The organism is Serratia sp. L9 (genome assembly GCF_050632285.1).
Taxonomy (GTDB): Bacteria; Pseudomonadota; Gammaproteobacteria; order Enterobacterales; family Enterobacteriaceae; genus Chania.
The window spans coordinates 4,109,593-4,133,394 of sequence record NZ_CP192591.1; the positions used below are offsets into that span (position 1 = coordinate 4,109,593).

Annotated in this window: 19 protein-coding genes and 2 pseudogenes; 11 read left to right on the forward strand and 10 right to left on the reverse strand. The window is 53.9% G+C overall.

Translation table 11 applies throughout. The features are described from left to right. Positions 1-52 precede the first annotated feature (52 nt). Positions 53-1,332: pseudogene (gene clcB, locus ACQ86O_RS19555) on the forward strand (voltage-gated ClC-type chloride channel ClcB). Here clcB and bioD read toward each other — a convergent pair. The 3 genes from bioD to ACQ86O_RS19570 all read right to left on the reverse strand — a co-directional run bounded on the left by bioD (position 1,329) and on the right by ACQ86O_RS19570 (position 4,447). After that, positions 1,329-2,000 carry a dethiobiotin synthase gene (gene bioD, locus ACQ86O_RS19560; protein WP_431222488.1) on the reverse strand — a complete coding sequence of 224 codons (672 nt, stop codon included), beginning with the start codon at positions 1,998-2,000 and terminating at the stop codon, positions 1,329-1,331. The pseudogene clcB and the gene bioD overlap by 4 nt on opposite strands. A gap of 168 nt (positions 2,001-2,168) precedes the next feature. Further along, positions 2,169-3,386, reverse strand: a complete 1,218-nt coding sequence (gene mlc, locus ACQ86O_RS19565) for a sugar metabolism global transcriptional regulator Mlc (RefSeq protein ID WP_431222489.1) — start codon at positions 3,384-3,386, stop codon at positions 2,169-2,171. 164 nt (positions 3,387-3,550) lie between these two features. Continuing rightward, positions 3,551-4,447, reverse strand: a complete 897-nt coding sequence (locus ACQ86O_RS19570; RefSeq protein WP_431222490.1) for a LysR substrate-binding domain-containing protein — start codon at positions 4,445-4,447, stop codon at positions 3,551-3,553. Between the two features lie 113 nt (positions 4,448-4,560). On the opposite strand from ACQ86O_RS19570, the gene ACQ86O_RS19575 reads away from it, so the two are divergent. Beyond that, entirely contained in the window at positions 4,561-5,856 is a 1,296-nt protein-coding gene (locus ACQ86O_RS19575; protein ID WP_431222491.1) for an MFS transporter, read from the forward strand. Between the two features lie 147 nt (positions 5,857-6,003). Beyond that, positions 6,004-6,933, forward strand: coding sequence for a DNA replication terminus site-binding protein (gene tus / locus ACQ86O_RS19580; RefSeq protein ID WP_431222492.1), 930 nt, complete (start codon positions 6,004-6,006; stop codon positions 6,931-6,933). A gap of 11 nt (positions 6,934-6,944) precedes the next feature. Here tus and ACQ86O_RS19585 read toward each other — a convergent pair whose 3' ends face one another. From ACQ86O_RS19585 to fumC, 5 genes are all read right to left on the reverse strand, one after another. Continuing rightward, entirely contained in the window at positions 6,945-7,178 is a 234-nt protein-coding gene (locus ACQ86O_RS19585) for a hypothetical protein (protein WP_431222493.1), read from the reverse strand. Between the two features lie 35 nt (positions 7,179-7,213). After that, positions 7,214-7,822 carry a hypothetical protein gene (locus ACQ86O_RS19590; protein ID WP_431222494.1) on the reverse strand — a complete coding sequence of 203 codons (609 nt, stop codon included), beginning with the start codon at positions 7,820-7,822 and terminating at the stop codon, positions 7,214-7,216. Between the two features lie 424 nt (positions 7,823-8,246). Continuing rightward, entirely contained in the window at positions 8,247-8,627 is a 381-nt protein-coding gene (locus ACQ86O_RS19595; RefSeq protein WP_431222495.1) for a VOC family protein, read from the reverse strand. An 88-nt stretch (positions 8,628-8,715) separates the two neighbouring features. Beyond that, entirely contained in the window at positions 8,716-9,402 is a 687-nt protein-coding gene (locus ACQ86O_RS19600; protein ID WP_431222496.1) for a helix-turn-helix transcriptional regulator, read from the reverse strand. 140 nt (positions 9,403-9,542) lie between these two features. Continuing rightward, the gene (fumC, locus tag ACQ86O_RS19605) at positions 9,543-10,940 is read right to left on the reverse strand and encodes a class II fumarate hydratase (protein WP_431222497.1); all 1,398 of its coding nucleotides are present in this window, start codon (positions 10,938-10,940) and stop codon (positions 9,543-9,545) included. Between the two features lie 203 nt (positions 10,941-11,143). Here fumC and manA point away from each other — a divergent pair, with 203 nt between their 5' ends. Both manA and ACQ86O_RS19615 read left to right on the forward strand, forming a co-directional pair. Then, a complete protein-coding gene (gene manA / locus ACQ86O_RS19610; RefSeq protein ID WP_431222498.1) occupies positions 11,144-12,322 on the forward strand; it encodes a mannose-6-phosphate isomerase in 1,179 nt (392 codons plus the stop codon). 142 nt (positions 12,323-12,464) lie between these two features. Beyond that, a complete protein-coding gene (locus tag ACQ86O_RS19615) occupies positions 12,465-14,015 on the forward strand; it encodes a YdgA family protein (RefSeq protein ID WP_431222499.1) in 1,551 nt (516 codons plus the stop codon). Positions 14,016-14,060: 45 nt separating this feature from the next. Here ACQ86O_RS19615 and ampC read toward each other — a convergent pair whose 3' ends face one another. Beyond that, on the reverse strand, positions 14,061-15,224 hold the full coding sequence (ampC, locus tag ACQ86O_RS19620) for a class C beta-lactamase (protein ID WP_431222500.1): 1,164 nt from the start codon (positions 15,222-15,224) through the stop codon (positions 14,061-14,063). A gap of 323 nt (positions 15,225-15,547) precedes the next feature. Then, positions 15,548-16,579: a Mal regulon transcriptional regulator MalI gene (locus ACQ86O_RS19625; protein ID WP_431222501.1), complete on the reverse strand. Its 1,032-nt coding sequence runs from the start codon at positions 16,577-16,579 to the stop codon at positions 15,548-15,550. A 223-nt stretch (positions 16,580-16,802) separates the two neighbouring features. Between ACQ86O_RS19625 and malX the strand changes: the two genes are divergently transcribed. The 6 genes and pseudogenes from malX (at position 16,803) to ACQ86O_RS19655 (ending at position 23,802) form a co-directional block, all read left to right on the forward strand. Beyond that, positions 16,803-18,386, forward strand: coding sequence for a maltose/glucose-specific PTS transporter subunit IIBC (malX, locus tag ACQ86O_RS19630; RefSeq protein ID WP_431222502.1), 1,584 nt, complete (start codon positions 16,803-16,805; stop codon positions 18,384-18,386). 45 nt (positions 18,387-18,431) lie between these two features. After that, a pseudogene (locus ACQ86O_RS19635) lies at positions 18,432-19,612 on the forward strand (MalY/PatB family protein). 176 nt (positions 19,613-19,788) lie between these two features. Beyond that, positions 19,789-20,787: an adenosine deaminase gene (gene add, locus ACQ86O_RS19640; protein WP_431222503.1), complete on the forward strand. Its 999-nt coding sequence runs from the start codon at positions 19,789-19,791 to the stop codon at positions 20,785-20,787. Between the two features lie 227 nt (positions 20,788-21,014). After that, on the forward strand, positions 21,015-22,046 hold the full coding sequence (locus tag ACQ86O_RS19645; RefSeq protein ID WP_431222504.1) for an ABC transporter substrate-binding protein: 1,032 nt from the start codon (positions 21,015-21,017) through the stop codon (positions 22,044-22,046). Further along, positions 22,043-23,032 (forward strand): FecCD family ABC transporter permease, encoded by a 990-nt coding sequence (locus ACQ86O_RS19650; RefSeq protein ID WP_431222505.1) that lies wholly within the window; start codon positions 22,043-22,045, stop codon positions 23,030-23,032. Before ACQ86O_RS19645 ends, ACQ86O_RS19650 begins: the two co-directional genes overlap by 4 nt. Next, entirely contained in the window at positions 23,032-23,802 is a 771-nt protein-coding gene (locus tag ACQ86O_RS19655; protein WP_431222506.1) for an ABC transporter ATP-binding protein, read from the forward strand. The genes ACQ86O_RS19650 and ACQ86O_RS19655 overlap by 1 nt, the downstream gene beginning before the upstream one ends.

Below are 23,802 nucleotides of genomic sequence, written 5' to 3' on the forward strand. Positions count from 1 at the left end.
ACAAGCACAATGCCCACCTGAACCTTTCATTTTTCTCACAATTTGCCGACGCATGAAACGATTGGTCTATTTGCACCACTATCGCGCCCTGTTGCGCCGCCTGTTTATCGCCATTTTCCTCGGCATTTCTGCTGCATTGGCCGTCTGGCTGTTCCACCGGGGCATGCTGGGGCTTGAATGGCTATTACTGGATCATGAAAGTGGCAGCCTGGTGGCCGCTGCGGCGGCGCTGCCCGGCTGGCGTAGAGCATTAACACCCGCATTGGGGGGATTGGCAGCCGGTTTATTGCTGTGGATTTACCAGCATTACCAGCATCAACGCCCGGGAGCCCCTACCGATTATATGGAAGCGATTGAAACCGGAGACGGGCGGCTGGATGTCAGCGCCAGCCTGGTGAAAAGCCTGGCCTCGCTGTTGGTCGTTTCCAGCGGCAGCGCCATTGGCCGCGAAGGAGCCATGATACTGCTTGCTGCACTGGTGGGTTCCGTATTCGCTCAGCGTTTTACCCATGCTCGCGAATGGAAGCTGTGGGTAGCTTGTGGCGCGGCGGCCGGGATGGCCAGTGCCTATCACGCACCACTGGCTGGCAGCCTGTTTATCGCGGAGATCCTGTTTGGTTCCCTGATGTTGGCCTCGCTTGGCCCGGTAGTGATTGCCGCCGTTACCGCATTGTTGATGACCAACCTGTTAAACGGTGGGCAGGCGCCGCTATATATCGTGGAACCGCTCAGCGCCCCCTGGCCGGTGCAATATCTGTTGATGGCATTGCTGGGGCTATTGGCGGGGGTTTGCGGGCCATTATTCCTGTGGGCAATGGCAGCCAGCGGCCGGGCATTCCGCTCACTGAACCTTAAGCCCCCTTACAACTGGCACTGGGCGGGTTGATCGTCGGGTTGCTCTCACTGCTGTTTCCTGAGGTCTGGGGGAATGGTTTTAGCGTGGTGCAATCATTGCTCTCTGCGCCACCGGGTATTTTGCTGGTAGGGGCTATTCTGATATGCAAGCTGTTGGCAGTATTGGCCAGTAGCGGTTCGGGAGCCCCAGGCGGCGTGTTCACCCCGACATTGTTTGTAGGGGCTGCGCTGGGATCGTTGGTAGGTCAACTGTTTGGCATCTGGCCGGAACTGGGCGCTGATGTGCCGATCCTGATGGCCCTGACCGGTATGGCGACGCTGCTGGCTGCCACCACACATGCGCCAATCATGGCAGCCCTGATGGTGTTTGAGATGACCGGGGAATATACCCTGCTACCCGGTATCCTGTTGGCTTGCGTTATCGCCACGACTATCGCACGCGGGTTACGCCCGCAGTCGGTTTATCACAATGTCTAGCGGTTTATCAGGCTGGAAATATCCAGATATTGCGCCAGCTCACGTTGTTCGGCACGCGGGAGATAGGGGATCTCACCCAATAACGGTGCCGGTATACGTTGCTGCAATGCGTCGATTGTCTCTGCATAGTGGGCCATACCCGGGTTAATTCTGTTAGCCACCCAGCCCAGCAATGGTAAGCCATCGTTAAGAATTGATTGCGCGGTTAGCAGCGCGTGACTGACACAACCCATTTTAATCCCTACCACCAGAATCACTGGCAGTTGCTCCTGCACCACCCATTCAGCATAAGGGCGCAGGTCATTCATCAATACGCGCCAACCGCCACTGCCTTCCACAACCACGGTATCGGCCTTGGCCGTAAGATGCTGTAACCCGCGGCTCATCGCTCCGTAATCTATATCCTGAGTGGCATGGGCGTGAAAAACCTCATCCAGGCAGGTGATCGGATTAATTTCTTCATATGACAGTGGCATGGAGGAAGATGCCTGCAGAACCAAAGCGTCTTTATTGCGAATGCCTTCGCTGGTTTCCTGGCAACGTGAGGCGATGGGTTTATATCCCACCGCCGTTCGGCCCTGTGCGGCAAAGGCTTGCAACAATCCGCGGGAAACCACGGTCTTACCAACGTCGGTATCCGTGCCTGTAACAAATAAACGCTTTAACATGAATAGATTGCCCTGAAATGCTCCGCAAAAATGGACCGCCATGAAGAATGGCGAAAGTAGCCTGACGCAGAAAAGTCTAGGGGATGAAAGCCAACGGAAGCTTGAGGTAGCTCAATCTTTTTGCGGTAAACAATAAGAAGTTCTGATAAGAATAACTTACATCAATCTTTAGCCTTGCAGCAATTTCACCAACAGCGAGCCGTTATACATCGCCTCTTTTACCAGCGCGGCTCCTGGCATCGTGCCTTGGTTGAAAAATTGTGTAGATTCAACCTGAACATGCTCGCTGTACGCAGGCAGAGATTGCTGGCGAATACAGGAAGCGATTGCCGGATGGAGGATCTCTGCGGCCCGATTCAGCGGTGAACCTACCAGGATTTTTTCCGGATTGAACAGATTGACCATGATGGCAACAATCCGACCGACGCTATGGCCTACGCCAAGAATAATATCTTTTGCCAACTGATCCCCTGCCAGAGCCGCATCACACAGTGATTCTACGGTTAACGGCTTCCCATGCAGCATTGAGGACATCGATCCTCCCAGTCGCTGCTGGGCAATCTCCAGCATGTTCTCGATGCTGGCCACCGTTTCCAGGCAACCGTGGTTACCGCAATAGCAGCGTTTGCCATAAGGATCGACCTGGGTATGGCCAATTTCGACCACGCTGCGGCTGCCAGCATGCAGCACGCGCCCGTTGGTGATAATCCCTGCCCCGACGTTGTGATCGATCACGACCTGAATAACATTCATGCTACCGCGCGAGGCCCCGTACAGCGCCTCCGCCATAGTCCAGGCACAGATATCATGCTGCAGATAAACTGGCAGACCGGTCAGTTTTTCCAGCGCCGGGCCGAGCGCCATCTCGTTGACATCATAAAACGGCATACGGTGGACAATGCCAGAAGCAGTATCAATCATGCCGGGCAACGTGATAGCGATCGCCGTTAAGCGTTCCAGTTTGCTTTGGTGGCGGATAAAGAAGCTGTCGATTTCGCTGACGATGCGTTGTAACAGCGGTTCCTGATGCTCTGCCTTTAACGGCAGCAGCTCTTCTACCACCATCTTGCTACTGAGATCGCGCAGCGCCAGAGTAATGGTGCCACGGTTGATACGTGCGGAGAGGTAATGCCAGGCTTCGGTATCTAACACCAGCCCAACGGCCGGGCGGCCACGGCTGCCGATTTCCTGATATTCGGTTTCTTTCACCAGATGCGCTTCAAGCAGTTCGCGCACGATCTTGGTAATACTGGCAGGTGCAAGTTGTGCACGCTTGGACAATTCGATACGCGAAATCGGACCCAGTTGATCTATCAACCGGTAAACTGCCCCTGCATTTGTTTGCTTGATTTGATCAATATGCCCAGGCTGCCCATCCGCAATCACAAACCTGCTCCTACTATTTTTCGCGCTTCTAAATAAAGACTACTGGCTATGGTGGGGCTTTTGGAATTCAGCGTCAACTATTTGATTCGTTATGTGATTAACAGCACAAATTCCCGGTGGTTCTGCCGGGAATTGCCTTTTATTTATGCAGTGTCGCAGTTGAATCACGCGGGTTTCAGCATCAGGGCCATCAATGTTTTAGCGGCGGCCGTCAACGGCCTGTTGCGGTGATGTACCAGCCAGACTTCCGTCATTGCCTCTGGCTCGGCTAATGGCAGATAGGTCACGCCGTCGATCTTCACGCGGCCAAATGAGGTAGGTAAGATAGAAATCCCCAACCCGGCCGCCACCAGGCCAATAATCGTCATTGCCTCGCCCACTTCTTGCGTAATGTAAGGCGCGATCCCGGCATTGGCTAACAGCGCCAGAATTTCGTCGTAGAGCGCGGTGCCAACCTCTCTGGAGAAGAACACAAAAGGTTCCTGCGCCAAATCGGCAAACCGCAGCGTACCGGCCGCCCTGAGCGTTAACGGATGACCATTGGGTACCACGGCGAGCAGAGGTTCGCGCAATAACAACTGATGCTGGAGCGCATCTGGCAAACGGGTGTTACGCATCACCCCCAGATCCAGATCGCCATTAAGCAAAGGTTCCAGCTGTTGTTTGGTGTTAACCTCGCGCATTTTGATATGCACGTCCGGTGACAACTGGCGAAACGTGCGCAGACTGCGGGAAACGACACTGATAAAGGGGGCTGAAGAGGTAAAACCGATTGTCAGTTCGCCTATCTCACCCCGTTCGAGCCGCGCGGCCTTTTCTGCTGCGCGGTTGACCTGGTCCAGCACCTGATAGGCCTCTTTCAGGAACATTTCCCCGGCCTGCGTGAGGCTGACATTGCGGTTATTCCTTGCCAGCAGACGTGCACCGACCATCTCCTCCAGGGCCTGGATCTGTTGGCTTAGCGGCGGCTGAGAGATCCGCAACCGCTCCGCCGCCCTGCCAAAGTGCAATTCCTCCGCGACGGCGACAAAATAGCGTAGATGTCTAAGTTCTATATTCATACTTTAAATGTCTTAATTTTAATGATTAATATATTAGACAAAAAACTGGCCTCTCCCTATCATTTTGTGAAGTAAGACAGTTTTTTATCTCCCGAGCCCGGTAAGGAAATGCTGTGACAACCCCTTTGCGTTCTGCGGCTAGTCTGCCGTTAACGCTGCCTGCTAATGAAGACGCCACGATTGCGTCAAAAACCAAACGCTCCACGCTGAATAAACTCCCTTATATTGAACGGGGAACGCCGCAGTTTATGCGTGTAACGCTGGCATTATTCTCCGCCGGGCTGGCAACCTTTGCGCTGCTTTATTGTGTGCAACCGATCTTGCCGGTACTTTCCCAGGACTTTGGTATTTCCCCTGCCGAAAGCAGCCTTTCGCTCTCTTTTTCAACCGGCTTACTGGCCGTTGGCCTGATGTTCACCGGCCCGTTATCTGACGCCATTGGGCGCAAATCGGTGATGGTAGTTGCTTTGTTTCTGGCGGCGATCTGCACGTTGATCTGCTCTTTTATGACCAGTTGGCACGGTATTTTGCTGATGCGCGCACTGATTGGCCTTTCGCTTAGCGGTGTTGCTGCTGTCGGCATGACCTATTTAAGCGAGGAGATCCACCCCAGTTTCGTGGCCTTATCCATGGGGCTGTATATCAGCGGCAACTCCATCGGCGGTATGAGCGGGCGCCTGATTAGCGGGGTGCTCACCGATTTCTTCTCGTGGCGCATTTCGCTGGCGGTGATTGGGGTGTTTGCGCTGGCTGCCGCCTGTATGTTCTGGCGTATTCTGCCTGCCTCCAAACATTTTCGTGCCAGCTCGTTACGCCCCCATACGCTGTTGGTCAACTTCAAACTGCACTGGCATGACAAAGGGTTACCGCTGTTGTTTGCCGAGGGCTTTCTGCTGATGGGCAGCTTCGTGACCTTGTTTAACTATATCGGCTATCGCCTGCTCAGCGACCCTTACCATCTCAGCCAGGCAGTGGTTGGCTTTTTGTCGGTGGTTTATCTCACCGGGTCATACAGTTCCCCCAAAGCCGGCGCCCTCACCTCCCGTTTTGGTCGGGGGCCGGTGCTGCTGGTTTCCATTGTAATTATGCTGTTCGGGGTACTGATCACCGCCCTGGCGCCAATCACGATAATCTTTATCGGGATGATGCTGTTCACCACAGGCTTCTTCGCCGCCCACTCGGTTGCCAGCAGTTGGATTGGCCGCCGCGCTCGCCGCGCCAAAGGGCAAGCCTCTTCGTTGTATCTGTTTTGCTATTACGTTGGCTCCAGTATTGCCGGTACGCTGGGTGGCGTGTTCTGGCACAGCTTTGGTTGGAGCGGCGTGGTGGCCTTTATCAGCCTGATGCTGTTAATCGCCTTGTTGGTTGGTTATCGGCTGAAAAAGCTGCCGGAAGCGACCAGCATTTAACGCCTGGCCCTCTTGGCACCGCAGAGGGCCGCCTATTCCTCCCTGTCAGACCTGGTCCACTCAATATTTCCGATTGTCTCGAGGCTGATGTTGCCCCTTTGGTTGCTCTACCCTACAATGGATGTTGTAACTAAAATGAGAGGTAAAATGGATAAATACGATCTAATCTGCCGAATGAATGCGCGTTTTACCGAATTAGAACAGGCGTTGGCTTTACTCCACCAGCAAATCCTGCCATTGCGGTTACTGGCTGCGCGGGTGTTCAGCCTGCCGGAAATAGAAAAAGGTAAAGAACACACTGCCGTGGAGCAGATCAGCGTAGAGCAACATGTGGGCCAGGCGGCACGCGATTTGGCGCTGGCGCATTATCAACGGCTGTTTATCCACCATAATCGGCAACATATCAGCAGCAAAGCGGCGGTGCGGTTACCTGGCGTGATTTGCCTGTCCGTTGAGCAGGCAGACTATCTGGCGCTTAAGCAGCAAATTACGTTGATCAACCGCCTTAAAGCAGAGCTTGAACATATCATTACCGTTGAAGCGGGCCTGGCTCCAGAGCAACGCTTTGATTTTGTTCATACCCACTTGCATGGTTTGATCACCCTCAGCGCTTACCGCTCAATTACCCTGCTGACCAATCCGGATTCGGTGCGTTTCGGCTGGGCCAACAAGCACATTATCAAGAATGTGAAGCGCGACGATATCCTTGCCCAGTTGGAAAAAAGCCTGAAGGCCGGGCGCGCCGTGCCGCCATTCAATCGCGAACAGTGGGCCGAACTGGTCAGCCGAGAAATTGACGACGTTGCCCGTTTGCCGCAAAACGCGGTATTGAAAATCAAACGCCCGGTGAAGGTGCAACCGATCGCCCGTGTCTGGTATCAGCAGCAGCAAAAACAGGTGCAACACCCCTGCCCGCTGCCGTTGATTGCGCTTTGCCAGCAAGAGCTTGGCGCGCAGGTGCCAAAAATTGGCGAATTACTCAATTACGATGCCACCGCGGTGAAGCACAAATACAAGCCGGATGCCAAACCCTTGCGCCTACTGGTAAAACGTCTGCATCTGTATACCGACGCCTGAGGCACCGGCCGCTAAAGCTTGCCAGGGTTCCTCTCCAGGATCCCGCCCTGAAAGACCTGATATAACGCCAACTCCGGCCTATGAACATAGCCGATATGGCAATAACAACGTGAGCGGGGACATAGGCGGCTGATTAACGCCTGCTGGAAATCTGCCTGATAAATATTGCCGATTATCTGGCCGACAAAATGGCAGCGCTGGATCGCACCGTCCTGGTCGACACTGATCACCTGCTCCCCGGTCATACAGGCTTTTCCACGACTCGGATAATCGCGCGCATTCAGGCTGAACAAAGGATCGATCTGGCTGAGAAAACGGCGCTGTTCGCCAGTATAGGGATACAGTCTGGAGCCCTTGCGGTAGGCATTGACCCATAGGTAGACTTCTGGTGCCAGTGCCGCACGCAATGCGGTGATGGCCGCAAAGTGTGAAGGTTTTCCCACCCCCCAACGCTAAAGCGCACCTGCTGGTCAATCAGAGAGTTGCATTGCCCGATAAAATCGCTCAGCGCCACCTCGTCTGGATGATAAGTCACCCACAGGGCAATTTTGTCCGTCTGCGCCTGCTGGAGGAAATCTAACCGGCAACTGAGATTGGTTTGAAAAACCACTTTTTCCACATGGTCAACATGGCTTAGTTCCACCAACGCACGCTGATAGGTATTGCCGCGACGGAACATCCGCATGCTAATCTGCTCATAGCCCTGCGCCAGCAGATAATCACGCCCGAGCTGATAAAGTTCGGCGCGCTCATCATCCCATGACTTACCTGATAAGCCGATACCGGTCAGCGGTCTGACATAGAGTGGATAAAGAAACAGCTCTTCAGGGGCGAATTTCAGCGCGGTTTTCAGCGTGAACAGCCAGCTTTGCGGCGTTTGAAACGCCAATCCGTAAATCAGGTCGATATTCAGTATCGGAATACCTGCTTCGCGAATGGCATCAAGTGACCGGAAGACTTTCTCATTACGTTGCGGGCGACCTACGATAGGCGGTGTTGTGCAGATTTTCTAACGGTTTCCCCGGTACCCAGGCGACAACTTTATAGCCTGCGAATTCTTCCTGATATTCGTAAAATGCCACTTTCACGTTCTCCCATTTAACCCGTCGATAAAGTCTGCGCTCACACCCCGGCATGTACAATGGTCGTGGTAACAGACCGTCAAATACGGTGGGAAGTAGATCGGTTTATCGGGCAAAGTATTATTAATATTTGCCGGGCGGAAATGTTTCAACCTTGTGAAATTTAAGCGTTATTGAGTGGTTATCTGCAGGGGCGCAACAGCCGGCAGCCCCTGCATGGCGACGTGAGCGTTAAACCGATGACTCTTCGTTAAGCTTATAAACCCGCAGGCGGTGGCCATCCAGGTCTTCGGCAACAAAGGTGTAGCCAAAGTCCATCGCTACCGGATGCTGAGCGATGGTCAAACCTTTGCCCAGCCATTGCTGATAAAGGGCGTCTACCTGTTCCGGCTGTTCGCACAGAAAGCAAATCTCTGCACCACCGCCGGTTGCCCTGGCGGCCGGTTCTACCGTATGTCTGGACCACATGGCCAGCTTGAACCCGTTGTTCAGCACGAACAAGGCAAAGGTCGGTGAGTGTTCTACCGGTTCGGCGCCTAATAGCTGGCGATAAAAATCAGCGCTTTTTTGCGGGTTATCGACATAAATGATGATCATGCTTGGGGTAGACATAACGTTATCCTCATAATAAGAGCCGGCTGGCTCCTGATAACATCAGTCTAGTTCGTCCCACTGTCAGTTTCTGGCAGCAGTATTCCGGCTAGCTGGCAATCCCTTCGCTTTCCCGCCACGTTTTCATCAATGCCCGGCGGCCACCGGGATAACGTTGCGCCAAGGGTGTCAACCGGCCAATGCGATCGAGCCGGAAATGGCGAATCGAACCGCGTAGTTCGCACCAGGCCATCAGGATTTGTACCTGTTCGAAATAGCCCATGGCAAAGGGCCACAACGTACGTTCACTGCCGTTGCCGGCATAATCGCGATACTCCACCAGGACTTTACGTTCATAGCGAATCGCTTCACGGATCGTCACCAGCAGGTCATCGGCCACAAAGGTGGTAGGCACCGGGCCAATCAGTAACGTATTGGCATCCAGTTCTTCACGTAACTCGGCGGGCAGTACCGAGGCAATTTTCGCTAACGCATTGGTCGCCGCCCCGGTCAGTTGGCTGTCCCCCCGGCGCTCTACCCAACGCATCCCTAATACCAACGCTTCTATTTCATGTTGTGAAAACATCAGCGGCGGCAACATAAAACCCGGCCGGAGAACATAGCCAACACCCACCTCGCCAGCAATATCCGCCCCCTGCTGCTGCAAGGTGGCGATATCGCGGTATAAGGTGCGCATGCTGATCCCCAGTTCATCCGCCAGAGTGTGCCCGGCGACCGGGTAACGGTGACGACGCAGGATCTGCATCAGATCGAGCAGGCGTTGAGTGCGGGACATGGATGTCTCCCGTTACAGCTGTGGATGAATAAAATCGGTATAGACCAAAATAAAATAGCCGCAGGGATTATACATAACGTGAGTGCCGATACTTCAACGATTGAAATATCGGCCTCTATCGTTTTATAGCTTCAGAGAGATTATTTTTTCATGCTGCCAACCATATCCTCCGGCCTTACCCACTCGTCAAACTGCTGTTCGGTGAGATAGCCCAGTTTCAGCGCAGAAGCCTTCAGTGTCAGCCCTTCTTTATGCGCCTGTTTGGCAATTTCCGCTGCCTTGTCATAGCCAATATGGGTGTTCAGAGCGGTAACCAGCATCAGCGATTCATTCAGCAACTGGCTGATGCGGTCCCGGTTTGGCTCAATGCCGACGGCACAGTGCTCATTGAAACCGCTCATGCCGTCTGCCAGCAGGCGGATGGATTGCAGGTAATTATGGATGACCATCGGGCGGAATACGTTCAGCTCAAAGTTACCGGAGGCACCGCCAATATTGACTGCCACATCGTTACCCAGCACCTGAGCACAAAGCATGGTCATGGCTTCACACTGCGTCGGGTTGACCTTACCCGGCATGATTGAACTGCCCGGTTCATTCTCTGGAATGGTCAGTTCACCAATCCCGCAGCGTGGGCCAGAAGCCAGCCAGCGCACGTCGTTGGCGATCTTCATCAAGGAAGCCGCCAGCCCTTTCAACGCCCCATGGCCATGAACCAGCGCATCACAGGTGGCCAAGGCTTCGAACTTGTTTGGGGCGGTAATGAAAGGCTGCCCGGTCAGCTCGGCCAAGGCTTTTGCAACCCGTACCGCATATTCTGGATGGGTATTCAGCCCGGTGCCGACCGCCGTGCCCCCCAGTGCCAATTCACAGATATGTGGCACACTCGCTTCGATATGTTTGAGGTTATGCTCCAGCATCACCGCCCAGCCGGAAATTTCCTGGCCTAGCGTTAAGGGCGTTGCATCCTGCAGGTGTGTGCGGCCGATTTTGACAATATCGCGGAAAGCCTCGGCCTTCGCCTGCAGCGTCTTTTGCAACACTTGAAGTTCAGGGATCAGATGCTCGCGTACCGCGATCACCGCCGCAACGTGCATCGCGGTTGGGAAAACGTCGTTCGAACTCTGGCTTTTGTTAACGTCATCGTTAGGGTGTACCTTTCTCCCCTCACCGCGCTCACCGCCCAACAGTTCACTGGCGCGGTTGGCCAGCACTTCGTTCATATTCATGTTGGTCTGGGTACCGGAACCGGTTTGCCAGATCGACAATGGGAATTCATCAGAATGTTGCTCTGCCAGCACTTCATCGGCAGCCTGGATAATCGCGTTGCCCCGGTCGGCGGGCAGCAGCCCTAAATCCATATTGACGCTGGCTGCGGCACGTTTGGTCATCGCCAGCGCATGAATCAACTCCGGGGGCATCTTCTCGGAAGAAATGCGGAAATGCTCCAGTGAACGTTGAGTCTGCGCTCCCCAAAGCCTGTCGGCTGGAACGTCAATCGGGCCCATGGAGTCTTTCTCTATACGAACGCCTGCCATCACGGTCTCCTTAGCACAATTCCTAAAAGTGAAGAGTTAATGTCGACGAATTGAATCCGTCGGCGTGCCTCCTCAGTATAGTGAGATAATAACTATTCGCATTAACACTCTGGACGAAGAGCATTTTTAGATATCTCGGCTTGCATGCGCCTTCTCCACATTGTTTACTTAGCGCAATTTTCTTGAGAAAGCAGGACGTAATCATGCAAAAAATGACCAATGCGATCCAAAACTATGCCTGGGGCAGCGCAGATGCGTTAACCCGGCTGTATGGCATCGCCAACCCGGCGGGCAAACCAATGGCAGAGCTGTGGATGGGCGCGCACCCGAAAAGCAGCTCACAAGTGGAGGATGCCTCAGGCAACCTGCACGCGTTGCGCGAGGTGATTGATGCAGACCAGCCTAAGCAACTGGGTGCAGCAGTGGCCCAACGTTTTGGCGAGTTACCGTTCCTGTTTAAAGTCCTGTGCGCCGATCAACCGCTGTCGATCCAGGTTCACCCAAGCAAGGCTGCAGCCGAAATCGGCTTTGCCAAAGAAAATGCCGCCGGTATTCCGCTGGATGCAGCTGAACGCAATTATAAAGATCCCAATCACAAGCCTGAATTGGTCTTTGCCCTGACGCCGTTCCTGGCAATGAACGGTTTTCGTGAATTAAACGACATCGTTGCTCTGTTGCAGCCCATCTCCGCTGCGCACCACGACATCGCCGCCTTCCTGCAACAACCCGACACAACTCATCTGGCTACCCTGTTTGCCAGCCTGCTGGGCATGAGCGGTGAACAGAAAGCGCTGGCGCTGGGCGTGCTGAAGGCCGCCTTGAACAACCAACAGGGCGAGCCTTGGGACAGCATTCGCTTTATCGCCGGTTTTTATCCAGACGACAGCGGGTTGTTCTCTCCGCTGCTGCTCAACGTGGTCAAACTGGCCCCGGGCGAAGCCATGTTCCTGTATGCCGAAACGCCGCATGCCTATCTGAATGGCGTGGCGCTGGAGGTGATGGCCAATTCCGACAACGTGTTACGCGCCGGTCTGACGCCAAAATTTATCGATATTCCTGAATTGCTGGCCAATCTTCAGTTCCGCCCACAACCAGCCTCTGGCTTGCTCACTCAACCAGAAAAGCGCGCTAATGAGCTATTTTTCCCTATTCCGGTTGAGGATTTTGCTTTCTCGCTGCACGATCTCTCACCTGTTGCACAGCCATTGGCGCAAAACAGCGCTGCCATCGTGTTTTGCGTAGAAGGGGAAGCTAAACTGCAAAAACAGGGGCAGCAGGTGACATTAAAGCCGGGCGAATCCTGTTTTATCGGCGCCTTTGAGTCGCCAGTTAACGTAACCGGCAGTGGCCGGATTGCCCGTGTTTATAATATCTTGTCCTAATAATCGGTAAACTCAGGCAAATTAGTTGCTAAGATGATTAGGTTACCTTCACAATAAAAACGCCCGCGGGCGTTTTTTTGCAGGCCCAATTTGCCCATCCACCTACTTCGATTAGGTGGCTTATGAAAGGATGAACAGAACTATGAAAAAATCGTTAGTCGCTGTCAGCGTTATTGTGGTTCTTGGCGCAGCATGGACCGGGGCTTCCTGGTACACCGGCAAGCTTATCGAGCAGCGGATGGGTGAAATGGTTGATAACGCCAACAGCCAACTGAAAACCTATCTGCCGAAGGGTGGGGTCAAGCTGAGCTACGAAAACTATCAGCGTGGCGTGTTCAGCAGCCAGATCCGTTATGTATTGCGCGCCGATGGCAGCATCACTACCGATGATGCATTGCTCAAGCCGGGTGATGAAATCGCGTTTCTTGAAACCGTCGATCACGGCCCCTTCCCGCTGGCCCAGTTGAAAAAACTCAATCTGATCCCAAGCATGGCCTCGGTCCATACCGAGCTGGAAAACACGCCGAAAGTCAAAACGCTGTTTGAGATAACCAAAGGCCAATCGCTGTTTACCGCCGATTCACGTATTGCTTATAGCGGTGATACCTCAACGGCGATCGATGTGATCCCGGTGGAATACCAGAAAGACAAATCTTCGCTGAAATTCAGCGGAGCAAAAATTGCCGCTGATATCGGCAAAGACATGAGCACCGTCTCGCTGGACGCCAGCAGTGACAGCACCAGCATCAGCGGCCCGAACCAGTTCGGCCAACTGGAGCAAGTTACCCTGCAAGGCCTTACGCTGAAAGGTGATACCCACAAAGGCCAATTTGATCTCAGCCTGGGTGAGCAAACGCTGGGGCTTAAACAACTGACGGTCGCTGTTGATGGCAAAGACACCGTGTTACTGGAAGGCTTCAACCTGGCAAGCAAGTTCGGGGAGAAAGGCACCAGCCTTAATGGCCAACTCGATTACACCATGGCGGCGTTGAAGGTACAGGGGAATGATTTTGGTTCCGGTAAACTGCTGCTGAAAATCGATAATCTGGACGGTAAAGGGCTGAAAGAGTTCGCCGATCGTTACAATCAGCAGGCGATGGTGCTGCTGCAACAGGCAGAAACGCTGTCGCCAGAAGCCTATCAGCAGCAAACAGCAGATATGCTGGTACAGAACCTGCCGCTGTTGTTGAAAGGGAACCCGACCATCAGCATTGCCCCGCTGAGCTGGAAAAACAGCAAGGGTGAAAGTACTTTCACGCTGAGTGTTGATCTACTGGATCCTGCCAAGGCCGGTGGCGCAGCAGAATCACCAGACCAGCAGTTGGCCCGTTCGGTTAAAAAGCTGGATGCCAACCTGACCATCCCGATGGCGATGGCAACAGAAACCACCATGCAAACGGCAAAACTGCAGGGTTACAGCGCGGAAGAAGCGCAGAAACTGGCCCAGCAACAAGTGCAGGGTCTGGCCGCGATGGGTCAAATGTTCAAACTGACTACGTTGAAAGACGATGTGATTAGCAGCAGTTTCCGTTATGCCGATAATCAGGTTGAACTGAACGGCAATAAAATGTCGCTGCAGGAGTTTGTTGGCCTGTTCGGTTTGATGGGTGGCCCGGCTGAGGAAGAAAGCGCTCCAGAACCGGCCCAACCAGATGCTGCACCGGCACTGGAACAACCGGTTCAGCCTCAATAACCCCAATATCAGGGCCCGGCATACTGGGCCCTATTCTCTACACTCTCAAGGCAAAGCCTGAAGAATATGATAAGCCGCTGCTACGCGCACCGGGTTTGGGTAGTTCTTGTTGGCCAGCATCACGATCCCCACCTTTTTCTCTGGAATAAACGCAATATAAGCGCCAAAACCGTTGGTACTGCCGGTTTTGTGCACCCAGGTTGCCGGTTTGGCCAAACTCGGTGGCGTCAAAACCTCGGCCTTCTGGGGTTGCAGGGCGATATCATTCCCGCTGGCGGCGATCACCGCCTGTGAGTTGATGGGCAAATCATACATTTCCCAACCCAACCCCTGGAACAAGCTCCCCACACGGAAATAGCGCGCCTGAGAATTGGCGATGGCTTGCTGTAAGATATTGTTGTCGGCAGGCAGGTGGCCAGGGTCGATATTGGCCTGCATAAATTTCGCCATATCTTTGGTGGTGGATTTTACCCCGTAAGCCTCTGCATCCAACATACCCGGCGTGACGCGCATCGGTAAACCCTTCTTATATCCCCACGCATAATCCGCCTGCATTGATGGGGGAACGGTAATAAAAGTGTGCGTCAGTTTGAGCGGCTGGAAAATATTCTTCTCCATAAAGGATTCAAAGGTTAACTGGCTTTTCTTAACCGCCAGGGCACCGAATAAACCGATGCTGGCGTTGGAATAGTTGCGCATCGTTCCTGGAGCCGACGTTGGCTGCCACTGCTGATAATACTGCCACAATGACTTCGGGTCGGTGACCGAATCCGGCAGTTGAAGAGGTAAGCCCCCGGCAGTATAAGTCGCCAGATGCAGCATTTTGATGTTCTTCCACTGAGGGCCTGTCAGCTCAGGGGCGTAATTCGCCACCGGATCGTTGAGGTTCACGATCCCGGTTTGCATCGCGTAACCCCCGGCAACCCCGGTAAAGGTTTTACTGACTGAGCCCAGTTCAAACAGCGTGTTCTCAGTTACCGGCCGCTGGTTTTTAATATCCGCCGCGCCATAGTTGAAAAAGTGCGGTTTCCCATCATAAAACACCACCACGGACATGCCGGGAATACCCTGCTCTTTTATCAGCGGCGTCAGGGTTTGATTAACGAGAGTCGCAATCTGCTGTTCCTGTTGGGAGGGTTGTGCCGAGGTATAAAACGATGTGGCAGCAAGGGTGGTAAAGACCAGTACATTGATGGCGGTTTTTTTCATCGTGAGGGGGTTTCCATAAGCGGGTCAATAATAAACGCAGGTTTTTGCGCTGCCTAGTCTGGGAGAATTCCCTCGGCATCGCAACTGATTATATTTTCACATTGGCAGCGATGACCCACCAGCCGAATGCGTATCCGTTAACTCTTTTACCGACGATCGCTTTACCGGCCTGGTGTGGGATAATTTTGACGCGGCATCCGCATGCATCAGATGCTGCAAAAAGATAGGGCTCAGGAGTTGCAGAGCGGGCAACGGCAAGAGGTTCTGCAAAGCTTTGCTCCCCAGGCCCCAGGATTTTTATCTATTTCCCTGCGGGCAGCAGATCAGGCCGATCCGCGCCTGATCAACGTGGGTTGCAGGATCACACTTTGGGGCGCCAGCCGATCGTCAGTAATGCGTTGCAGCAAACGGGAAGCGGCGCTGCGGCCAACCTCCCGGGCAGAACTGGAAATAAAAGTCAGCGGCGGTTCGGTGAGCTCGGCTTCCGGCACATCGCCAAAACCAATCAGCGCCACCTGCTGCCCCAGGAAAGTGTCGATCCCTTCGGAACCGATGGTGCGGCCACTGCGCACAATGCCGAAATAAGCCCCCAGCGCCACCGACGCTTTATGACAGACCAGCGCACTGATGTTCGGGTATTTACGCAGCAGGTTCTCGGCAGCTTCTGCTGACGCTTGTTGATGACAATCGCATTCAACGATCCATTCGGCACGAAACGGCAGCCCGTATTGCACCAGGGTGGCACAAAATCCCCCCAGGCGTTCGGCACGCGTCAGGGAATCACTTTGCCCGCCCAGGTACGCTATCTGGCTATGACCGCGTTTTATCAGGAATTCGGTGGCCATTTTTGCCGCCTGCATATTGTCCGGCCTTATTACGTCCACCCCCTCCAAGCCATTGGAGCGAGCGGCACAAACCAGCGGAACGCCCTGCTCTTCGGCCTTTTCTTTCAGGCCGTTGGCACTGCGCACCCCACCTGCCAGCACCATGCCGTCCACGCCATGTTCCAGCAGCGTATCAAAACAGCGCATCAGTCCTTTGCCATCACGCCCGCTTTGGGTAAGAAACAAGACTTTGCCGTTGGCTTCCAGCACTTCGCTTAGCCCGGCAGTCATCTCGGCATAAAACGGCTCGCAGATATCCCGCAGGATCAGCCCCACCACACCCGACGCTCCCCCGCGCAGCGTGGCCGCCTGCCGGTTGCGGACATAGCCAAGCTGTTCGATCGCCTGATTCACACGGGTCATGGTGGTGGGAGAAATACGCCCTTTACCGCTCAGCACCAGCGAGACGGTGGTAACAGATACGCCTGCCAATTGTGCGACGTCAGTAATAGTGATCTTTTTGATGGCCATAGCCCCTGTAAAACTATATCGGGATGACCCCATCCCGATGACAAATGGTATACCGAATTTCTTTATGCAGTAAAACGATTTACTGACTTTAATATTGTCGCCGTAAATGGCGACACGGAATTGTGATTAGCGGCGCATTTTTACTAGGTAAAACGTTTTATCTTATTTTTACCTAATCGGGTACACACAACATTGCACGTTTTTCCTCCAGGAGTCGTCGGTTATGCCAGCGTCTAAAAAACAAAAAATTACGCTTTGGGAATTTTTCCAGAGTTTGGGCAAGACATTTATGCTGCCCGTCGCCTTGCTTTCATTCTGCGGCATCATGCTGGGGATCGGCAGTTCACTGAGCAGCCGTGATGTTATTACCCTGCTACCCTTTATCGGTCATCCAGCCTTCCAACTGCTGTTCACCTGGATGAGCAAGATCGGTTCCTTTGCCTTCAGCTTCCTGCCGGTGATGTTCGCCATCGCCATCCCGCTGGGTATGGCCCGCGAAAACAAAGGCGTCGCTGCCTTCTCTGGTTTTGTCGGTTTTGCGGTGCTGAACCTGGCAACCAACTTCTACCTGACGACCACCGGGATCCTGCCAACCGATGATCCCTTGGCGCTGAAGGCCAACAACATCCAGAATATCCTGGGTATTCAGTCGATTGATACCGGGATCCTCGGTGCGGTGATCGTCGGTATTATCGTTTATCTGCTGCATGAACGCTTCAACACCATCCGTCTGCCGGATGCGCTGGCGTTCTTTGGCGGTACTCGCTTTGTGCCGATCGTCACCACCGTAGTATTAGGGCTATGTGGTCTGGTGATCCCATTGATCTGGCCTTGGTTCGCCGCCGGTATTAACGGCCTGGGCCGCATGATTAATGGTGCTGGCGTGTTCGGACCCATGATTTTCGGTTCCGGCGAACGTCTGCTGTTGCCATTCGGCCTGCATCATATTCTCGTGGCCTTGATCCGCTTTACTGAAGCTGGCGGTACGCTGGATGTCTGTGGCCGCGAGGTGAGCGGTGCGCTGACTATTTTCCAGGCTCAGCTCTCCTGCCCAACCACCCACGGCTTTGCTGAAAGCGCTACCCGCTTCCTGTCGCAGGGTAAAATGCCAGCCTTCCTTGGCGGCCTGCCGGGTGCTGCGTTGGCGATGTATCACTGTGCCAAACCCGAGAACCGTCACAAGATCAAAGGGCTGTTGATTTCCGGCGTAGTGGCCTGTGTGGTTGGCGGCACAACGGAGCCGATCGAGTTCCTGTTCTTGTTTGTGGCCCCGTTCCTGTATCTGATCCACGCGATCCTGACCGGCCTCGGCTTCACCATAATGGCCGTGCTGGGCGTGACCATCGGTAACACCGACGGCAATATCATCGATTTCGTGGTCTTCGGTATCCTGCACGGTACGGCAACCAAATGGTATCTGGTGCCGGTGGTGGCAGCTATCTGGTTTGCCGTTTACTACGCTATCTTCCGCTTCTCCATCCAGCGCTTTAACATCAAAACGCCGGGCCGCGAGAATGAAACCGCCGCAACGCAAAGCGCCACCGTGGGTAGCATTGGCAAATCCGGTTATAACGTGCCAGCTATCCTGGCGGCACTGGGCGGTAAAGAAAATATTATTTCGTTGGATAATTGCATTACCCGTCTGCGCCTGTCGGTAAACGATATGAGCAAAGTGGACGATGCGGTGTTGAAAGCCAACCGGGCCATCGGGGTGGTTCATCTTAACGATCACAACCTGCAAGTGGTGATCGGCCCGCAAGTACAATCGGTGAAAGATGAATTAGACTCATTGATAGCTACCGCCTAATTCCCTCCCGGGCGCAGCCTGCTGCGCCCTTGTACGGAGTTTCTCATGTTTGATTTTTCTACCCCGGTTGACCGTCATGGAACCTGGTGTACCCAGTGGGACTACATTGCCGACCGGTTTGGCAGCGCCGACCTGCTGCCTTTCACCATCTCCGATATGGATTTCGCTACCGCCCCGTGCATTCTCGACGCATTGCAACAACGCTTGCAACATGGCGTATTGGGTTACAGCCGTTGGCAGCACGAAGATTTTCTCGGCGCGGTACGTCATTGGTATCAGCAACGCTTTAACGCCCCTATCGACACCTCAATGGCGGTGTATGGTCCTTCGGTGATTTATATGGTGGCGCAGTTGGTGCGTATCTGGTCGGCACCCGGTGAATTTGTGGTCGCCCATACGCCGGCCTATGACGCATTTTATAAGGTGATCCTGGGGAACCAACGCCAGTTGTTGCCCTGCCCACTGCATAACGTGGATAACGACTGGCAATGCGATATGGCCCATCTGGAAGCACTGCTGGCCCGGCCGCAAACCAAGATCCTGTTGCTGTGTAGCCCCCATAACCCAACCGGCAAGGTGTGGCGCCAGCAGGAATTGGCGCACATGGCAGAACTGTGCGAACGCCATGATGTGAAGGTGATCAGCGATGAGATCCATATGGATATGGTTTGGGGTCAACATCACCACACCCCATGGAGCCAAGTGGCGGCCACCCCTTGGGCGCTGCTGACCTCCGGCTCTAAAACCTTCAATATTCCGGCGCTCACCGGTGCTTACGGCCTTATCAGCGATACCAGCGCACGGGAAAGCTATACTCAGGCGTTAAAGGCCCGTGACGGGCTTTCTTCCCCAGCCGTGCTGGCAGTTGCCGCCCATATTGCCGCCTATCGCCACGGCGAGCCCTGGTTGGATGCACTGCGAGACTACCTGCAAGATAACCTGACCTATGTGGCGCAACGGCTTAATCGGGCTTTCCCACAGCTGAACTGGCAACCCCCCAGGCAACTTACCTGGCATGGATAGATTTACGCCCGTTGGCTGTTGATGACCACCAATTGCAGGAAGTGCTGATTGAGCGTGAGAAAGTGGCCATCATGCCAGGCTTTACCTATGGTGAAGAGGGCCGCGGTTTTCTGCGCCTGAATGTCGGCTGCCCACGCAGTAAAGTGGAAGCCGGGATGGATAAGTTGATTGCAGCTTTGAAATTCGTCCTGGACGAAGAATAATCTACCCCCCAGGGGCGCTGCCCCTGGTTACCGCTATCAACCGCCCCCTCCTTCAAAACAGCCACTAAATTTAATGTGATCAAAGTCACTTTTTAATGCAACTCGATGGCTATTTTCATTCATTTGTTTTTATACTGCTCTGCACTTTACCCAAACTAAAATAATGAGTGCATATCATGATTGACTCCCGTTTACCCCTGACCGATATCCACCGCCATCTGGACGGCAACATCCGTGCGCAGACCATTCTGGAACTGGGCCGCCAGTTTAATCTCACGCTACCCGCCAACGAGTTGGCCGCCCTGCGTCCACATGTGCAGATCACCCATACCGAACCCGATCTGGTGAGCTTTTTGCAAAAGCTGGATTGGGGGGTTGCCGTATTGGGTGATCTGGAAGCCTGCCGCCGCGTGGCATATGAAAACGTAGAAGATGCAGCCAAGGCAGGCCTGCACTACGCTGAACTGCGCTTTTCCCCTTACTATATGGCGATGAAACACCAATTGCCGGTGGCTGGGGTAGTCGAGGCGGTGATTGACGGGATCCGCTCAGGCTGCCGCGATTGGGCTATTGATATCCGGCTGATCGGTATCATGAGCCGCACCTTCGGTGAACAGGCCTGCCTGCAAGAGCTGGAGGGTTTGCTGGCCCACCGCGATGGGATCACCGCACTGGATTTGGCCGGAGATGAGCTGAGCTTCCCTGGTGGGTTGTTCCTCAGCCATTTCAACCGTGCCCGTGACGCAGGTTTGCGCATTACCGTACATGCCGGTGAAGCCGCTGGCCCGGAAAGTATCTGGCAGGCGATTCGGGAATTGGGGGCGGAGCGTATCGGCCATGGCGTTAAGGCTGTGGAGGATCCGGCACTGATGGATTACCTGGCACAGCACGCGATTGGGATCGAATCCTGCCTGACGTCGAATATCCAAACCAGCACCGTGGCTTCGCTGGCTCAGCATCCGCTGGCCACCTTCCTGCGCCATGGCGTGTTGGCCTCGATCAACACCGACGATCCGGCCGTTCAGGGTATTGAAATTGAACACGAATACTGTGTGGCGGCTCCACAGGCCGGGCTGACAACGCAAGAAATCCGCACCGCACAGGAAAACGGCCTGAAAATGGCGTTCCTCAGCGAGCAGGAAAAGCAGGCATTACGCCAGAAAGTGCTTGGTTAATCTGCACAATCCAGGCTCGGTGGCGTTGGGTCGCCGAGCCCTTTTCAAACGTGGCCATTGCCTAACATTTCCCTCTTTTATCCTGAAGCTATCCAAGTGCCGCCCTGACCGCAGGAAAGCAACACAGATCACACCTCTTTATGCAGGCCACCGCATTGGCTTGACTCTTCATTTTTACCCTTTCATTATATAACTAAATATATAGCGGTATTTTATTTGGTATTGATATGGACTTCACCCGCCGTAGGTTGCTCGGATATCTGCTCTCCAGTCCCGTACTTTCAACTTTATCCTTTTCTGCCTTGGCAGATAGCGCGCTGATAATCCCGTTTGGTAACGTGCCCACCCCGCGGCGAACACTTCGTGTCCTCAGCGCTGGCGCCCCAGCGGATCTCCTGTTACTGGCACTGGCACCTGAAATGCTGCCAGGCCTATCATCATTTGATCTTTCGGTTACTGGCGGAGATTTTCTTTCCCCTGCTCTAAAAAGATTGCCCCGTCTGGGGCGCCTCTCAGGACGTGCGAGCACCCTGTCGCTGGAGAAACTATTAGCGTTAAATCCTGACATCATTATTGATTGCGGCAACGCGGATGAATATTTCCGTTCGTTGGCTCAACGAACGGCGGTGCAAACGGGTATCCCGTATATTTTGGTGGAGGGAAACCTGCAGGATTCAGCCCGCCAATTGCGCGAGGTAGGTCAATTGCTTGGCGTATCTGAGCGGGCAGAGGAACAGGCCAAACTCGCCGAGCTTTTTCTACAAGATGCCAGGCGCTTCTCCCAGCAAGATTCAAAGAAACCACGGTTTTATTCCGCTCGCGGAGCCGTCGGGTTGGAAACCGGGCTACAGGGTTCGCTGCATACCGAAGCCGCAGAATTGCTGGGGCTGATCAATGTAGCCAGCGAGCCACAGCGCCACGGCCTGGCCCTGGTTTCATTTGAGCAACTGCTGTTGTGGGAGCCAGACATTATTTTGACCCAGGATACCAAAACCTATCAGCACATCATTCAGGACCCGATGTGGCATCACCTGAAAGCCGTGCGTGAAAACCAGGTGTTATTGTTCTCGGGATTACCCTTTGGCTGGCTGGATTCCCCACCCGGTGTTAATCGTCTGCTGGGCCTGCGCAAACTACAGAGTCACTTCGACCTCCGAATTCAGACCCGTTGGGCCCATGACCTGCAAACGTTTTTTAAACTGTTTTATCATTCAGATTTAACTCAAGCACAACTCCAACCGCTGTTGGAGGGCCAATGAGTCTGACCATAAAGCTTGGTATTTCTGCTGTAAGTCTCCTGCTTGCAGCCTTATTGGCGCTGATGATGGGCAAATACCCATTAATGCCTGGCGACATACTGGCGTTACTCACCATAACAGATAACAAATTGGCAAATCCTCACGCCGGTATTGTATTTTGGCAGATCCGGCTACCGCGCATCCTGGCCGCCTTAATGATTGGCGCCGCGCTTTCCGCCGCTGGCGCAGCTTATCAGGGTATGTTCCGCAACCCATTGGTGTCGCCGGATATTCTCGGCGTTTCCTCTGGTGCTGGCATGGGAGCATGTGTTGCCATTTGGTTAGGTATGCCGATGCTAATCATTCAGTTTTTCGCCTTTATGGGCGGAATGTTAGCTATGGCGCTGACCTATTTGATTGCGCAAATGGCTAAACGCCACGATCCCGTATTGTCCTTGGTGCTGGTTGGGATCGCGATAGGGACACTGTGCGGCGCGGTGATTTCTCTCTTCAAGATCCTTGCCGATCCCTATACTCAACTCCCATCGATCACTTTCTGGCTTTTAGGTGGTTTGTCGACCATCACCCAGGGCGATCTTTACAGCACGGCACCAGCCTTGCTGGTGGGAATGCTACCGCTGCTGTTATTTCGTTGGCGCATGAATCTGTTGAGTCTGCCGGATGATGAAGTTCGCTCCATGGGCGTTAATGTCAAGCGCTTGCGCCTCACGTTTATTATCTGCGCAACTTTGCTTACTGCCTGCGCCGTCTCGGTTGCCGGGATCATTGGCTGGATTGGTCTGGTGGTACCTCATATCTGTCGGTTGATGACCGGGGATAATTATCAACGTCTTTTCCCTGCCTGCATGCTGGTTGGCGCTCTCCTGCTGTTACTTACCGATACCCTGGCTCGCAGCCTTTTTCCCACTGAATTACCTTTAGGTATTCTGACCGCACTGATTGGCGCCCCGTTCTTTCTGTTCTTATTGCTGCGTGGAGGACGCTGATGAGCATAGTGTCTTTCAGCAATGTGGCTTTGGGATATCATCGACATCCGGTGTTGCAAAATATCAGTTTCGGGTTGCAGCAAGGGGAAATCTGTTGCTTGCTGGGTGTCAACGGCAGCGGTAAAACTACGCTGCTGCGAACCTTGCTTGGGCTGATGCCTGCTATTTCCGGCGAGATCCTGCTCTACGGCAAGCCTCTTGTCCAATGGTCTGCCTCAGCGCTGGCGCAAAGAGTGGCTTATGTCCCTCAGGCTCACGATGGCCCTTTTGCCTTCAGCGTCCTGGACATGATTACTCTCGGGCGCAGCGCTCACCTTGGGTTATTTTCCTCCCCGGCGAAACGGGACCGCCAGTTGGCACGAGACACCCTGGAAACGTTAGGCATTGCTCATCTTGAACAACGCTTATTCCCTACGCTTAGCGGCGGCGAGCGGCAACTGGTGCTGATCGCACGGGCATTAGTACAACAACCGAGGGTCCTGGTGATGGATGAACCTGCCGCCAGCCTCGATTTTGGTCATCAGATAACCCTGCTCAATCGTATTCGCCAACTCAAGGTTGCGGGCATGACATTGTTGATGTCTACCCATCATCCAATGCATGCCAAAGCCATTGCGGACCGGGTCATCACGCTTCGCCCAGAGGAAGGCGCTAAACAGGGAACACCAGAAGAGATGCTCAGCAGTGCCTCACTGTCTGGTCTTTATCACGTCAGTGAGCAAGAAATTGAAACCTACCTGGGAATAACAACGACTGAAACAAGGAGATAA

Excerpts from the sequence above, each read along its gene's own strand:
- ACQ86O_RS19600 (WP_431222496.1), bottom strand. The coding sequence starts at position 9,402 with ATGTCCCGCACTCAACGCCTGCTCGATCTGATGCAGATCCTGCGTCGT.
- manA (WP_431222498.1), top strand. The coding sequence starts at position 11,144 with ATGCAAAAAATGACCAATGCGATCCAAAACTATGCCTGGGGCAGCGCA.
- ACQ86O_RS19570 (WP_431222490.1), bottom strand. The coding sequence starts at position 4,447 with ATGAATATAGAACTTAGACATCTACGCTATTTTGTCGCCGTCGCGGAG.
- ACQ86O_RS19595 (WP_431222495.1), bottom strand. The coding sequence starts at position 8,627 with ATGTCTACCCCAAGCATGATCATCATTTATGTCGATAACCCGCAAAAA.
- ACQ86O_RS19585 (WP_431222493.1), bottom strand. The coding sequence starts at position 7,178 with ATGACCGGGGAGCAGGTGATCAGTGTCGACCAGGACGGTGCGATCCAG.
- malX (WP_431222502.1), top strand. The coding sequence starts at position 16,803 with ATGCCAGCGTCTAAAAAACAAAAAATTACGCTTTGGGAATTTTTCCAG.
- ACQ86O_RS19655 (WP_431222506.1), top strand. The coding sequence starts at position 23,032 with ATGAGCATAGTGTCTTTCAGCAATGTGGCTTTGGGATATCATCGACAT.
- bioD (WP_431222488.1), bottom strand. The coding sequence starts at position 2,000 with ATGTTAAAGCGTTTATTTGTTACAGGCACGGATACCGACGTTGGTAAG.
- fumC (WP_431222497.1), bottom strand. The coding sequence starts at position 10,940 with ATGGCAGGCGTTCGTATAGAGAAAGACTCCATGGGCCCGATTGACGTT.
- ACQ86O_RS19625 (WP_431222501.1), bottom strand. The coding sequence starts at position 16,579 with ATGGCCATCAAAAAGATCACTATTACTGACGTCGCACAATTGGCAGGC.
- ACQ86O_RS19645 (WP_431222504.1), top strand. The coding sequence starts at position 21,015 with ATGGACTTCACCCGCCGTAGGTTGCTCGGATATCTGCTCTCCAGTCCC.
- add (WP_431222503.1), top strand. The coding sequence starts at position 19,789 with ATGATTGACTCCCGTTTACCCCTGACCGATATCCACCGCCATCTGGAC.
- tus (WP_431222492.1), top strand. The coding sequence starts at position 6,004 with ATGGATAAATACGATCTAATCTGCCGAATGAATGCGCGTTTTACCGAA.
- ACQ86O_RS19650 (WP_431222505.1), top strand. The coding sequence starts at position 22,043 with ATGAGTCTGACCATAAAGCTTGGTATTTCTGCTGTAAGTCTCCTGCTT.
- ACQ86O_RS19615 (WP_431222499.1), top strand. The coding sequence starts at position 12,465 with ATGAAAAAATCGTTAGTCGCTGTCAGCGTTATTGTGGTTCTTGGCGCA.
- ampC (WP_431222500.1), bottom strand. The coding sequence starts at position 15,224 with ATGAAAAAAACCGCCATCAATGTACTGGTCTTTACCACCCTTGCTGCC.